The sequence below is a fragment of the Bacteroidota bacterium genome (assembly GCA_016713925.1).
Lineage (GTDB): Bacteria > Bacteroidota > Bacteroidia > AKYH767-A > OLB10 > JAJTFW01.
The window spans coordinates 40,812-55,725 of record JADJOH010000002.1 but is presented as its reverse complement, the minus strand read 5'-3'; the positions used below and the strand labels follow the sequence as shown (position 1 = coordinate 55,725).

General features: G+C 42.4%; 9 protein-coding genes. 1 reads left to right on the top strand and 8 read right to left on the bottom strand.

The genetic code is table 11. The features are described from left to right. Nucleotides 1-15: 15 nt before the first annotated feature. From IPJ86_00325 to IPJ86_00295, 7 genes are all read right to left on the bottom strand, one after another. Complete coding sequence (locus IPJ86_00325) at nucleotides 16-1,497, bottom strand: hypothetical protein (GenBank protein MBK7885789.1); 1,482 nt, start codon at nucleotides 1,495-1,497, stop codon at nucleotides 16-18. Nucleotide 1,498: 1 nt separating this feature from the next. Continuing rightward, nucleotides 1,499-2,212, bottom strand: coding sequence for a class I SAM-dependent methyltransferase (locus IPJ86_00320; GenBank protein ID MBK7885788.1), 714 nt, complete (start codon nucleotides 2,210-2,212; stop codon nucleotides 1,499-1,501). Further along, nucleotides 2,209-3,141: a glycosyltransferase gene (locus IPJ86_00315; protein MBK7885787.1), complete on the bottom strand. Its 933-nt coding sequence runs from the start codon at nucleotides 3,139-3,141 to the stop codon at nucleotides 2,209-2,211. Before IPJ86_00315 ends, IPJ86_00320 begins: the two co-directional genes overlap by 4 nt. 28 nt (nucleotides 3,142-3,169) lie before the next feature. Beyond that, nucleotides 3,170-3,688, bottom strand: a complete 519-nt coding sequence (locus IPJ86_00310; GenBank protein ID MBK7885786.1) for a hypothetical protein — start codon at nucleotides 3,686-3,688, stop codon at nucleotides 3,170-3,172. Then, nucleotides 3,669-4,241, bottom strand: a complete 573-nt coding sequence (xrtF, locus tag IPJ86_00305) for an exosortase family protein XrtF (GenBank protein ID MBK7885785.1) — start codon at nucleotides 4,239-4,241, stop codon at nucleotides 3,669-3,671. The genes IPJ86_00310 and xrtF overlap by 20 nt, the downstream gene beginning before the upstream one ends. Nucleotides 4,242-4,323: 82 nt before the next feature. After that, on the bottom strand, nucleotides 4,324-4,506 hold the full coding sequence (locus IPJ86_00300) for a hypothetical protein (protein MBK7885784.1): 183 nt from the start codon (nucleotides 4,504-4,506) through the stop codon (nucleotides 4,324-4,326). Between the two features lie 215 nt (nucleotides 4,507-4,721). Next, nucleotides 4,722-9,206 carry a T9SS type A sorting domain-containing protein gene (locus tag IPJ86_00295; protein MBK7885783.1) on the bottom strand — a complete coding sequence of 1,495 codons (4,485 nt, stop codon included), beginning with the start codon at nucleotides 9,204-9,206 and terminating at the stop codon, nucleotides 4,722-4,724. A 526-nt stretch (nucleotides 9,207-9,732) separates the two neighbouring features. On the opposite strand from IPJ86_00295, the gene IPJ86_00290 reads away from it, so the two are divergent. After that, entirely contained in the window at nucleotides 9,733-13,776 is a 4,044-nt protein-coding gene (locus IPJ86_00290; GenBank protein ID MBK7885782.1) for a proprotein convertase P-domain-containing protein, read from the top strand. A gap of 406 nt (nucleotides 13,777-14,182) precedes the next feature. On the opposite strand, the gene IPJ86_00285 is transcribed toward IPJ86_00290, so the two are convergent. After that, the gene (locus IPJ86_00285) at nucleotides 14,183-14,893 is read right to left on the bottom strand and encodes a YebC/PmpR family DNA-binding transcriptional regulator (protein ID MBK7885781.1); all 711 of its coding nucleotides are present in this window, start codon (nucleotides 14,891-14,893) and stop codon (nucleotides 14,183-14,185) included. Nucleotides 14,894-14,914: the final 21 nt, after the last annotated feature.

The window sequence follows — 14,914 nt, the reverse complement described above, 5'->3', positions numbered from 1 at the left end:
GGCAGCCGTATTCTTCTAAAGAGAAATCAATTTATACACGGTGTAATTTCCGATAGTGGTATCTGCCCTATATTGAGTGAGGGAATCCTCCATAAAAGTATCCGGAAATTCTCCACTGTAGTCAACAATATAAGGGATGCTCGGGGTGTTGATCCTCTTACTGAAATCTTTGAAATGAAACACACCAAGCGGTTTTGTAAAGTACAAGGCGACTTCTCTGCAGGGAAATAAGGCCTTATCACTCAGGTGTAGATTTAAGGTGCTTTCTTTATGAAAAGCGGTGAGTATCCATTGATCCTCTTTCAGAAGTGGTAGCAGATGAGCGGCTAGCTGCTGACTGTTGTGATAGTCGGCTTTAGCAGCCTTCATGAGTTTAATATCGCCCCAGCCTTTGTCGTTGGCAGAGGCTACAATGAAGAAGGGAGAAATAACAAGGGCAAACAACAAATTCTTCTCATAACTGATCTGCTTATTGTGGATGAGTAAGGCGAGTCCGAAGATCGAGAGAATGATGAATTCCAGATAGTAGTTAGGTCCTGACCCCGCTTTGAAAGAGGAGAGCAAAGCTGCAGTAAAGTACCAGATGATGGCCAATCCGGTAAAGCGATTTATCTTTTCTCCGGGGGATTTCAAAAGAAGCAGAGCGACAACAATTCCTCCTGTAAGCAAGTAGGAGAATTTCAAAAAATAATTTTTTAAGAAAACCTCCATGAACCAGTTGATATTTAATCCGTTTTTTACACCGTCAATCACATTTAATTTCAGTGCAAGGGCGGAAGAGGCAGGATGAGTGATGAGGAAAATAAGTAAAGTGCAACCGCTGAATCCCATCGCATATTTAAACAGGTCTCGCCATATGTTTTTCCTGAGAAAAATGAAGAGTAAGCATAAGACGACCAGAAAAATTCCGGTTTGTTTGGCATTGACCGCAAGTGCGCTGGTAAGTCCTGCTATTAGAAGAAGTTTGGGAGAACTATCCGGTGCTTTTTCATGATGAAGGAAGTGTACGAGAAGTGGAATGATGGTCAATATGAAAAACAATAAATACAAATTATCTCCACGTCCGAAAATTATGCCGGGTATGCAAACAAAATAAATCATTGCTAAAGTCCAGGAAAAAAGCGAGCTAATATGAAAATACTTTATAAGACTACGTGCAATGAGAATGACCGACACTGAATCAATGAGCAGGCAGAAAATACGGTTCGTTACCATAATGGCATGCACATTATTTTGGATACCCAGAATGCCGGTGATGAGTTTGATCCCATAAAAATGCAGTGGCATGTATTGTATGATAGGATAAGGCGGCATTTCCGGATCAGTATATAAAAAAGATCCGTTTATAATTCTTAGTATACCGTACAATACATTGATCGACACACCTCCGGTTTCAGGCAAATAAGAAGTTGCCAGGAGGAGTCGCAAAATAAAAATTGCAAGTGCCAGCAAAAAGATGGCGGAGAACAGTAATTTTTCGTTGTTGAGTTTTACCACTTCATTTTTGTTTTTTCCAAACTCCTATTAATGATTTACCGGTGCTGAAAAATAAGAAGGGGTCGGCAATTTTTGATACCGGCACAATGTAGTTGTCCCAGAATTTTACTTGCTGAATAGTAGGATAACTTTTTCGAAGGAATAATTTATTGGTGAGTGATGCGAAGAGCCCAAAACAATCCATGTAATTAATCTTTTGCAGCTGAAGTCCTGCCGGCACAGCGCTTTTAAGCCGTTTTTTGCTGTAGCGGCGGTAATGTCCGATGGCTTCATCGAAAGGGCTGAATAACCATTGATGAGCCGGGACAAGTATTACCAAATACCCGCCGGGCCTTAATAATTTCGAGGCGCGCAAAAGTTCTTCCTGATCATTTTCGATATGTTCAATGACATCGATATAAATAATGGAATCAAATTGTGGACCTGCCTGGTAGTCGTTCGTTGTTCCAATTTTCAATGTGCATTTTTCAGGAAGTTCTTTGCGGATGAGCTTTTCCTGGATTTTAGCAGCCAATGCAGCATCCGGTTCGAGGCATGTCCAGGAGGTGACATTTTCATTGAAGAGGTGACGGGTAGTTTCACCGATTCCCGCTCCCGCCTCAAGGACATCTCCGGTGATAAAAGGGATCAGCTTTTTTCTGTAGTAACTTTTCCAGTTATGCGCATGACCAAATAGTTCCAGTTCATTGCCGATGTAATGTGCTGCTATGGTCATTTGATGTAAGAGATGAAATTTTTATATTCAAGTGCAGGGATGAAATGTCGCTGGGTACGGTAATTCAGGACATTAAACAGAAGTAAGAGTGAAATTAAGAAAGCCTGAAAAATCAATATGAGAAAACTGAGGACAACGAAGGAGGCCCATCCGGGTATGGCAAATGGAGTGAAAAGGCGAATTGCTGATACTGCGAATATTCCTGCTATAGAGAAGGCAATAAGGAAAAAGGTAGATACAAGTATTCTGACAGCGAGAATATCGGTATACACAGCAATGGCGCTTAATCCATGAATCACCAATGAAAAAAAATTCATCTTAGAGCTGCCGAAATATCGGGTGCCTCTGTCAAGTGGTATGCTGGAATACGGAATTTTTGACCGGATCACTCCACCGGAAAAGTGATTCCAGATATCCGATACGTATACCAGATTATTCACTCTTTCGAAAGGAATGACGCAGAAATTTCCGAAATTTATTTTTTGGGCGGTCATAAGGCGAAAAATTATTTTATATAGGGTGTAAAAGAGCCGGAATCTTGTTCCTTCGTATCTCCGTTGTCGGTTACCAAAAATGATTGTGCCCTTTTCACTCCCGGCTTGACGCAGAAGTTGGAGGATATCTGAGGGTTTGTCTTCTCCGTCCCCATCCATGATCACTACAAAATCACAGGGGGAATGTTCATTGATATGACTTAACCCTAGAGCAATCGCACGTTGATGTCCAACATTTCTATTGAGCCGGATGATGGTTATTTCTCCTTCACTGAATTTTCCGGATGCAGGCGTTACCTCGGTAGAACAATCATCAATGATGAATATTTTTAATTGAATCTCAGATTGCGAATGGAAGGTGCTTCTGATTTCAGAAATCAATTGAGCGGAAGATTCCCAATCATTAAAAACCGGTATTAATATGTGGACCTTCATTAGCAATTAATTATTCCTGGTTTTTAGATTATTGTTGTACCCTTTGAGATGTTTTAGTTTCCGATAACCGAAATGCTTTTATCAATGCGGCTATTGCGAGGATAAGAAAGGGTGAAAGAAAGAGATCTTCCAGATAATGCGATAAGCCGGTACTTAACCTGTAATCTACACCCCAATCTCCCATTTTTAACAGCAAAAAGCAAACGATCATATAAATCGAATACATCAGCGCAATGAGTTTGCCGATGAAAACTGATTTGGAATAAAGGAGTAATAGGAGTGTGGCTAGCAGCAGATAAATTAGACTAAAAAAAACTGCCGACTGCAATTTGGCAGGAAGCTTAATGCCTAAGGTGCCCTTCATCTCTGTCTTTTCAAAGCGCGCTACGGTAGGTTTTGGATACCTGTTAATAAAGGTAACCACTCCCTTTTCCAGGATGACCAGTTTATTTTCCCGCTTGAAACCAAAATAGAGTAATAGTATTGATAAAACTACTATCAATGTCCAACGAATCAGGTCAGGAAGTTCAACTAGTTTTTGAAGCATCATTGTCGGAATTAAGAAGTTCATTCAGACTACTGTATCGGTTGGTCCAGAATATCCAAAGGAAGAAAATGATAGAATAAACAACAATAGTGAATGTATAGTGATGGTTAAAGTCAAGGTATTCAGGTGCCTTGAATTGAATTAATGCGAGTGAAACTGTTCTCATTACATTAACAAAATGGATGATCAGACTGCCAACTAATATATACCACCATTTGTTTTTCCAGGAGCCGGGGAAACAAATGATGAATCCGGCAAACAGGACAAATAATTCTAAGCCGTTGCAAGGATTACCAACACCCACCATCGTTTCGTTTTTAATACAAACGATGGTTTGCCGGTCTCCGGGTTGTGTTCCACCTTCATAACCGAGTAGGTCGAGTATAATTCCGGCATCTGTTGCTACCCGATAATTTAATGCTGCATCCACCTTTCCTGCGGGTGCAATAAAAAAATCGTAGGATATAAACCAAGCTATATATAAGAGAAGTGCTTTTATAATAAACCAGGCAATAACTCTTTGGCGCTGATCTTTGATGTATTTCTGAAGCATTGGGCTAAATTAATAACATAGACCGTATAATAAAAAAGGCCGGCATAGCCGACCTTTAAATCTTTAACGAATGAGATGTGAATTACTTTTTCTTTCTCTTATCGTTGATTTTTTTAATTCCATACCCGGCTCCGGCTGCTAAAAGAACGCTTAATCCTCCGTCAATAGGAACATTAGGGTTGCTTTTTTGCGCCAGTAATGGTAAAGCGAACATTACCATAAAGGCTATCAGGGGAAGTGAATTATAAAGTATTTTCTTCATGATATTTATTTTTTAGTGAGAGATGCAATTATACAGTTTTTAAAATTCAGTTGTATATTATTTATTTGTTTTTACTGCGGCTGAAAGTAATTAACATTTCAATGATGAATTAATTTCCGGAGTTTTTCTCTGATTTTAATGTATCTGCTTGATTTACTATTGGTAAAGAGGGGGAATATTTGGATAATTAAATAATCCCCCTCCTATACCTGTTAGTTTTATTCGATAACTAAACGGATTTGCTCAGTTGTTCCACCAATTTCAATCATGATGAAATATACACCTGAAGAGACTTCATTTGTGTTTAATTCACGCTGATTCTTACCTTCTGTAGCAGTTCCACGCTCGTTCATGATCATACGGCCTGTTACATCAACCATTTTAAGGTTGAAATCAGCACCTTCAGTTCCATTGAATACGATAGTAGCACGGTCAGTAGCAGGGTTCGGGAAGATGTTCAATCCTGTAGCAACACCTTGGTCTCCAAGACGAACACAGTTTAATACATCAATTGCAATACCATTCAATGCACGGTTCAGACTTGTTCCGCAAGCATTTGAAGCATTTACATATACACTCAATCCTGAAGCAGGGTTAGTACCCCATGTCATAAGCATATCCTTAGTTCCTTGTCCGCTGGTAACTGTTGATCCGCCTGGAACTGTCCAGGTATAAGCAGCAGCACCTGCAACAGTTGCAACACCATAAGCTACACCTGATTGTCCGGGACAGATAGTTAGGTCACCGGTAATAACACCGGGAACAGCAGGAGCACCTGTAACAGCCTTACTACGGGCAGCACTTGATCCACAAGCGTTAGTAGCAATTACTGTGATGTTTCCACCAGGATAAGCGCCATCAAAATCAACAGAGATAGAGTTAGAACCCTGACCGCTCATAAGGGTAGCTCCGAAAGGAACTGACCAAGTATAACCGGTTGCAGCAGGAACAAGGGCAGCAGTATAAACAACTCCTGCAGCTCCACAAACTCCTGATGCTTGTCCGCTGATAGAAGCAGGTACCGGAGGATTATTAGTAGTGACAGCACGAACACGTGAAGGACTTACGCCACAACCGTTAGCAGCTGAACAAGACACAATTCCACCTGTATAAGAACCATCAACAGAAACATTAATAACGTTAGTACCGTTACCGCCTGTGATAGTCATTCCTGTTGGAACTGACCATACATAGTAGCTCGCACGGGCAACATTCAATACAGAGTAAGTTCCTGCATCACCGGGACATAATTTAACCGGACCGGAGATAGAAGAAGGACGTACAGGAATAGTATAGTTGATATCAATACCAACACTGCTGGCAGGACCTGAACCACAAGCATTACTTGCAGAAACAGTAAGTGGTCCGATGATACCATCATGAACTGCAAACGGAGTCCAGAATACGAAAATAGAGTTAGTTCCCTGACCGGAAACGATATTCATTCCGTTTGGAACAGTCCAGTTGTAACCTGTTGCATCCTGTACCGGAGCAATAGAGAAGGTAGCAGAACCGGTAACTACAGCCACACATTGTACAGCCGGACCGGAGATAGGACCTGCAACAAGGATGTTTTCATCAGTTAAACCATCGCAATCATCATCAATAAGGTTACAGATTTCAGTAGCTGCAGGATTTACGGCAGCGTTGTTATCATCACAATCGGTAATGTCAGAGACATAACCTGCAGGAGCACCATTACAAGTACTTACTGTACTGGAAACATCACCATAAGTATCGCCATCAACGTCAGCATAGTAAGTAATGAATGTTAAACCATCATCTACTAAGAGGTTACAGTCATCATCCACACCGTTACAAACTTCAGTAGCACCGGGATATACGGTATTGTCATTGTCATTGCAGTCACCACCACAAGAAGTGAAACCGTCATTGTCAACGTCAAAGCCTTCATCAGTAGATCCATTGCAGTTGTCATCAATAGAGTTGCAAAGTTCAGTAGCGCCGGGGTTAACAGATGGGTTAGTATCATCACAATCAGTAGCATCGGCAGAATATCCGGCAGGAGCAGAAGCTTCACAACTCAGGATACTCACACCTGCATTTCCATAGGTGTCATTATCTGCATCAGCATAATAAGTATATGTTGGAGAAACCACTTCAATAGATTGAGAAGAGCTATAGCAAATATCAAAACCACCTAAAGTGTAAGTGATAGAATGGATGCCGGCGCCGGCAGCAGCAGGGCTAAATGAATTTCCTGTTACACCGGGACCAGAGAAGGTACCACCGGCAACTGCTGGAACTAAAGTAATGGAAGCACCATTTTCACAAACCTGAGCTGGTAATACAGCGAAAGAAGGATCAGCAGGACCTAAGTCATCAATTCTTAATCCGAAAGCAGGATTAGTAGTTGAACTCCATCCATCAACCTGTATATAATAAGTTTGACCCGGAGTTAAGCAATGTGCTGCTGCATAAGAATTAAATGGAGAGCCCAAAGAGTCATCGTTAGCAGCTATCAATACAGCCGCACCGGTTAAAAGATCACCGCAAGAAGAGGCTGACCAAATAGCCACCTGACTATCCCAGTTATTAGGAGAGAATCCAAGTCCATAACGACCGGAACCACCCATAGGTACTGTAAACGTAAACCAAACCGTATTACTGGCAACAGTACACCATGAACTATTTCCATTGCAAGAACCATTAGGAGGTTGTACTTCACCCGCCTCAAGAGTCGCACCTACATTAGAGTATGGACCGTTTACGCCTATAGTTACCGGAACTGCATCACACACATTGTCATTTACAAGGGTAACAGTTGTAGTTACTGCGTTGGAAATGGCATTTGCACATCCTGAAACAGAAGTTACTAATTGCACCTCATACGAACCTGGAGCACCAAAGAAAATATCCTGAGGATTATTTGTTGCACCGCTTACATTAGAGAAAGTACCGCTTGGAAGCAAACGTGCCTGCCATTGCAGTGCACCTGCTTCTCCTGTGCTGCTATAGTTGGTCGCCGCATTCACAAACCCGGTAGCCGGACCAGTGATTACTCCGGCTGCAGGTGGAGGTACTGCCTGTACATATACAGAAGCGGATGGTACAGTAGAAGCACCGCAAGTGACATTACAACGGTAGTAATAAGAAGTAGCAACACCATTTTCAGTCCAGGCCTTGGTTGTAGCTCCTGGGATGTCAAAGAAATCAACATCATCCACAGAGTACTGCCATTGATAAGTCTGACCTGTTCCGCCGCTGTTACCTGCTAAATCAAGATTCACGTTAACTGTAGTAGTATTACAAAACTGTGAAACGCTGGAAGTAGCACTTCCCGCTGTAGGAGGATCAATACATACCGGCTCAGGCTGAATGTCGATCAGATAATCTTCAACATTACCATAGGAACTACTATAACATGGGTTATTTGCGAAATCATCATCAGTAACAACGAGTCTCATTCCGGTAATTCCGGGGGTTGCACTTGCCGGTATAACAATATTACCGGTTTGAGTTGTTGGGTTAGCACTTGAAGATAGGCCCAGGTCATTCATCTCATCCAAATCAGCAAAATCTCCATCTTGATTTAAATCAATAAATACGCGACAACGATAAGTATAGCCTGTTTGTAAGGAAACCGTAGCTGAATTAGTTGATCCGGTATATAATGTTGTTGGAGCAACGCCAGTAAAGTTTTGATAAGTTGAAGTAGAGACATTCGGATTGGACCAGGCACCAATTACAAAATTAACAGCACCCTGTGCGTCAATTGAAGTTGGAACGGCAGGGCAGTAACAGTTATAGAAAGGATTTATTCCAACCAGTACTGAATTTGATATTCCCGGATTTGGATCATTTGAACAGGTAACTATACACTGAAAGTACAAAGGAACTGCTCCCATTACATAACTGGTGGATGATGAATTCGCCCCGAAATTTGTCCAATTGGAATTATCATCTGAATATTGCCACTGATAAGAAACACCACTTCCGGTTGTTACATTTTGAAGGCTTAAGTTAACAGATGAACCGATACATGCTGATGCTGTGGAAGCAACTGTATTACCCGGAGCAGGTTGTCCGGCACAGGGAGTCGCGCTCATAATATCCAACTGAATATTAGGACGAAGTGTAGAAGATGTACTTGATCCTGAATAACTTCCCGGAAGTGCAGCAGGATCAGGATTAAAGCTGTCACTGTACAATTGTCTTACTGTAGTAGGAGTAGTGCTAGTGTAGCGCCAGCCTGCAGAGCAGGTATAGGACGCTGCATTCTCATCAATAGCAACTATCAGATTTCCGCCGGTGTAGTTAAAAGGAGTGGAAAGCGTAATTTCCATCCAGTTTCCTACAGCAGGGAAAGTGACAATACCCGAGAAACACTGGGTCATTGCAGACGTCGGTGTATAGTTAGCCGCTCCTGATGTTAACGCGGTAAGTGCAGTGTTGCCAAGATAGACCGTCCAGTTGTCGGAAGTAGTTGTGGGGGAGAAAGCGGTTGCATAGTAAAATCTGACTTTACTAATTGTTCCTGAACCACTGTATCCTCCGGCAACGATCTCTGCAGATGTATATAACATCTGGGTATAGGAATACCCATAGCACGAGCGAATCGGAAAGGACGTTGTTGTTGTCGTACCGGCTCCGATTTGTACTGTTGTTTGGGCCTGTACGTTGCCGGAAGCCAATCCCAGAAGGATCAAGAAGCTGGCCAACCAACGAGACAAGCTTTTCATTGTGTAGCTGTTGTTTTTCATGTTTTTTTATTTATTGTTAGATTTTGTAATACAAGTTGGAGTGACTTCGAGAAAGTTGATAATTTCTTTTAGTGATTTATATTTATGATCGGTTTTGCTGGATTGCGTATTAATTTTAATAGGGTTTAAGCATAATACTTCAAAAACAAATATATGACTTCTTCTGACAATTGCAAGCATTTATTTAGATATTGTGAATAGATTCTTACTATATAGTTACCAACCATCTTTGGAAACTATTGATTTTCATACCCTCGAATTTACAATTGTTCCGCGGAATACTTTTCAACTGTTTGGCGAACGGCTTAAAATTATAGGTGAGGATTGTAAGGTGTTTTTTTCTTTTTAATAATATTTTAAGTTTTTCTTGACTTGCATATATATTTCTTAATACCTTGCGTGGTTAAAGGGTTCTTTTTTCAAAGCGAATCTTACTTTCCCCAAACATATAAAATCAATAATTGCTGAAAAGCGTATGAAGAATCTGTACCTGTCATTCTGTGAAATGAAAAATTATTACGTGTTACCTCTTGTATTATTCGTCGTTTTTTTTCGACTGAATGTTGAAGCCCAAAAGAACGAAAGCCTATATTGGCAAGAGTGGAATACGTCCAGATACAGTACAGCTCCTCCCCGCTATGCATTGCCGGAGCAATTTAAAGGAGTGTCGCTGAATCTGCCTGCATTGAAACAGGTGCTGGCAACTGCACCCATGGAGTTTACTGCTGCTGCAGTGCAAAGTACAGTGATACTTCAATTGCCCTTGCCCGATGGACGTTTTGCTTCTTTCCGCATGGTAGAATCAAAAGTAATGCACGATGATCTTGCAGCGGCATTTCCCGATATCAAAACCTATTCAGGTCAGGGAATTGAGAACCCCGCTGCTATTTTAAAAGTGAGTGTTTCTCCGGTGGGTTTTCACGGAATGATCCTCTCTCCTGACGGAGCTGTTTTTATTGACCCCTGGGAGCCGAATAAAACATTGGATTACATCGTTTATTTCAGAAAGGATTTTAAGCCCTATTCCTCCTTCACCTGTGAATCAGATGATAGTTATTTGAATAAGGGGAGAACTTATTCTACAATGGCTACAGGATCTGCAAATCGCTCTCATGGGACTTCCTTGCGGAATTACCGTCTGGCACTTTCCTGTACCGGTGAATACGCTGCCTTTTACGGGGGTACAAAAACAGGAGCCCTTGCCGGTATGGTGGCGTCCATGAATCGGGTGAACGGCGTGTATGAATCAGAGGTGGCGGTGAGAATGACCTTAATCCCCAATGATACCTTGTTGATTTACACGAATGCCGCTACCGATCCCTTTTCCAATGGTAACGGCGGTGCGATGCTTACCGAGAATATTAATACCTGTAATAGTGTAATTGGTTCTGCAAATTATGATATCGGCCATGTGTTCAGTACCGGTGGAGGAGGAGTAGCCTATCTCGGAGTTCCCTGTACTGCGAATAAAGCCGGAGGTGTTACCGGTTCAGGCAGTCCTGTGGGAGATGCTTTTGATATCGATTATGTAGCGCATGAGATGGGACATCAGTTTGGAGGCTCACATACTTTTAATGCGTCTACCGGATCCTGCAGCGGAAACCGTTCTGCTGCTGCGGCATTCGAACCGGGAAGTGGAATTACGATCATGGCTTATGCCGGTATTTGTACAGCTACCAATAACCTTGCGCCTAACAGTATTGCTTATTTTCATACGTATAGCTTTGATCAGATTACTAACTACATTACTACCGGCAATGGAAATTCCTGTCCCACCGCTACAGCAACAGGAAATACGCCGCCTACAGTGACTCCGGCAGGATTGAACTATACGATTCATTTGGGGGCCTCCGGAAACTGGAATGCTCCCGTGGGCGATGCGCCCATATTCAGACCGTTTTCTCCGGTTACTTCCGGTTCACGTACATTCCCGAAACTGTCGGATATCTTAAGTAACACGACGACCATCGGTGAGATTTTACCTTCCTATGCCCGTACCCTCAAATTCAGGATAACGGTGAGGGATAACCGTGTAAATGGTGGAGGAGTGATGCATCCGGAGGATACGGTGCGGGTAAATGTGATCAATACCGGAACAGGTTTCAGTGTAACATCTCCCAATACAGCCGTCACCTGGTATGCCAATCAGGCGGCCACCGTTACCTGGAATGTGGCATCATCAAACCTTGCTCCGATAAATACCACAACTGTAAATATTCTCCTATCACTGGATGGAGGAAATACTTTTCCGGTTACACTCGCCTCATCCACCCCGAACGATGGTACGGAAAGTATAACTGTTCCTTCTAATCTTACTACACAAGCAAGAGTGAAAGTGGAAGCTGTCGGGAATATTTTCTTTGATATCTCCAATGCCAATTTTACCATCGCTGCTTCCTCAGGAATATTAACAGTGCTGAGTACGGATCCAATTAGTCCTGCTACCCTCTGTGTCGGACAGTCACTGAATGTAGGATTTACAGGAGATGGTGCTGCCAATGCAGGAAATATCTATACCGCGCAACTATCAAATAGTGCAGGTTCATTTAGTTCACCGGTGGTGATAGGCACTTTGGCTGGTACGATGAATGCCGGGGTCATACCCTGTAATATTGCCACCGGAACTCTTCAAGGGACAGGTTACAGAATTCGTGTAATAGCTTCGAACCCTCTGGTAACCGGTACTAATAATGGGGTTGATATACCCATCTATGCTCCTGTTGGAACTACCGGAACAATCAGCGGCCCAGTTTCTGTTTGTCAAAACCAGACCGGTGTTGTGCTTTCTGTCCCTGCATCGGCCAATGCCACTAGTTATCTATGGTCATTGCCTGCCGGCGTTACCATCACCTCCGGCACAGGTACCAATAGTATAACGGTAAGCCTATCCGCATCTGCAGTAACGGGTGTGGTTACGGTCACTCCATCCAATCCCTGTTCTGCGGGTGCTGTCTCTGCTAATTTTACCTTGAACGTTAATCTTCTTCCTGCTGCAGCAGGTACTATTTCAGGAACCGCTTTATTATGTCCCGGACAAGTTTCCGGCGTTTCTTATTCAGTTGCTGCTATCGCAGGTGCCACCGGATACCAATGGACATTGCCTTCAGGTGCGAGTATCCTGTCAGGTGCAAATACGAATTCTATTCAGGTGTTATTCGGTAATTTAGCTGTGTCCGGAAATATATCTGTACTGGGAACCAATGCTTGCGGAAACGGTACTGCTTCTTCCTTCGCGGTTTCCTTACTTCCTGCTCCTTCAATTCCTGTTATTACTGTCACTGGAAATGACACGGCCTGTGCTCCGGGTACCATTAATCTTTCGTTTACACCACAAGCCGGAGTAAGCTATCAATGGCGTAAAAATGGAGTGAATATTCCGGGTGCGACAGCAAGTACATACGCTGCAACGGAGTCTGCCTCCTATGATGTGGTGGCCGCTATTGTTCCGGTGGGATCTCAGATTTTTACGACGAATGTTCAGGTACAAATACCCGATAATTCCTGTACAGGAGCGATCAGTACAAATGCAGTTAGTGGCTATAATTTCCCTGTGCGTTCTTCAGGAATTTATGTCAAAATGAATATCAATCATACCTGGGTAGGTGATCTGGATATCTTTTTAGAAAGTCCTTCCGGTCAACGTCTGGGAATTAGTGATCAAACCGGCAATGCCAATAATGGCGGAGATAATTTTGTAAACACCGTACTCGCCGATTCGGGTGCTGTACGAATCCCCACGACGGGTGCTCCCTATACCAATTTATATAAACCCTGGAACACGACTTTTACAGTCACAGGATGTGCAGGGTTGACAACAGGTCTTACTACGTTTGCGGGATTGGAAAATGGCTATGTACAGCCGAATGGAAACTGGAAACTCTATGTCTATGACCGGTTTGGTACCGATACAGGTCGTGTAGTGAACTGGTCGATTTTCTTTCCTTATTTTAATTCCACCTGTACCGTTACTTCTGCCCCTGTAAATCTGACCATTTTACCTGCATCATCATTCACTAGCTTTGCGCCTTCATCCGGCGTTGCAGGAAATGTAATCACTTTAAACGGTACCGGATTTTCAACAGCAACAGCCGTATTATTTAATGGAGTGGCTGCTTCCTTTACAGTGGTAAATGCTAATGTGATTTCAGCGATTGTTCCTCCCGGAGCAACTACCGGATTAATTACTGTAACCACCTTTTGCGGCAATGTGGTTTCGGCGCTTGCGTTTGCAGTGAACTCCACTATAAATTTGAATTTAACGGTATTGATAGAAGGCTTTCATCTCTCGGGAGGAAATATGGCACCGGTTGTTTCTCCAACAGTAAGCGATACGATTACGGTAGCTCTGCACAATACGGCCAGTCCCTATGCACAAGTGTTTAGTACAACAGCTACATTGAATCTTGCCGGACAAGCCACTGTTACTCTTCCTGCTGTTTATAATGGCAATTCCTATTATATCGTCATCCGCCATCGCAATGCACTCGAAACATGGAGTAAATTGCCGGTGCTTTTTGGAACGGTCACGAATTATAATTTTAAACAATGATTCAATAAACAAGGCACGGATTTCAATTGCTAAATACTGCTTTTTGCAACCAGTTAAAGTAACTATGGTAATGTAGTGCCTTCTACTTAATGGAATAGTGTTGGCAAAAACGGCAAGTAGTTAAAACTGAGAATTGCTTAGCAATAAAATTGTATTAAATAAGTGGATTCGAAGGCTGATCTGTAATTTAAAATATCTATTTCAATGTTAATTCTGAATTAGAATAAGATTCACGGGTAAACGCAGCGTTAGCAACGGATGAGCAGCGATATTTTAATATTTAAAGTTGGTATAAAACATTGGGGCATAGCTGATTACTTTTGCTTAAAACGCAGCGTTAGCAACGGATGAGCAACGACCGCAGCGATTTGATAATTATAAAATGGAACTTTCTATGTAAATAGTATCAATCTTTCATATTATGAAAAACATTCTGCACATCATCATCATCTTCCAGGCGATCAATCAAAGCATGTACTTCTTTTTGCTGGTCCGGAGTGAGCTCGGTGTAGTTGGTGGGAATGCGGTCGAGTTCGGCACTGATAATGGTAATGCCTTTTTCTTCCAGACCTTTTTGCATTTTTCCAAAGTCCGTAAATGAAGTAGTTACATACACACCATCTTCTTCTTCTGAAACTTCATCTGCTCCAAAATCGATCAGTTCCAGTTCGAGTTCATCCAGACTGAATTTTCCTTTATCGATGGTGAAAATTCCTTTTCTCTCAAATAGAAAATCGAGTGAACCGGTTTTTCCCATGGCACCATTTCCTCTGTTAAAATGCATACGGATATTGGCGACCGTTCGGGTATTGTTATCGGTAGCTGTTTCTACAACAATGGCAATTCCATGCGGACCATAGCCTTCAAAAACTACCTCTTCCAGATCCTTTTCATTTTTGTTGGCCGCTCTGGTAATAGCCGCTTCCACACGATCCTTGGGCATATTGAGGGATTTGGCATTTTGCAATACCATGCGCAATCGCGGATTCGCATCCGGATTCGGTCCACTCAGTTTTACCGCAATGGCGATCTCTTTACCAATCCTCGTAAATGCTTTCGAAGCCTTGGCATTGTTGGCTGCCATTTTATGCTTACGTTTTTCAAAGGCGCGTCCCATTTTTTTTCTATCGTGATTTTA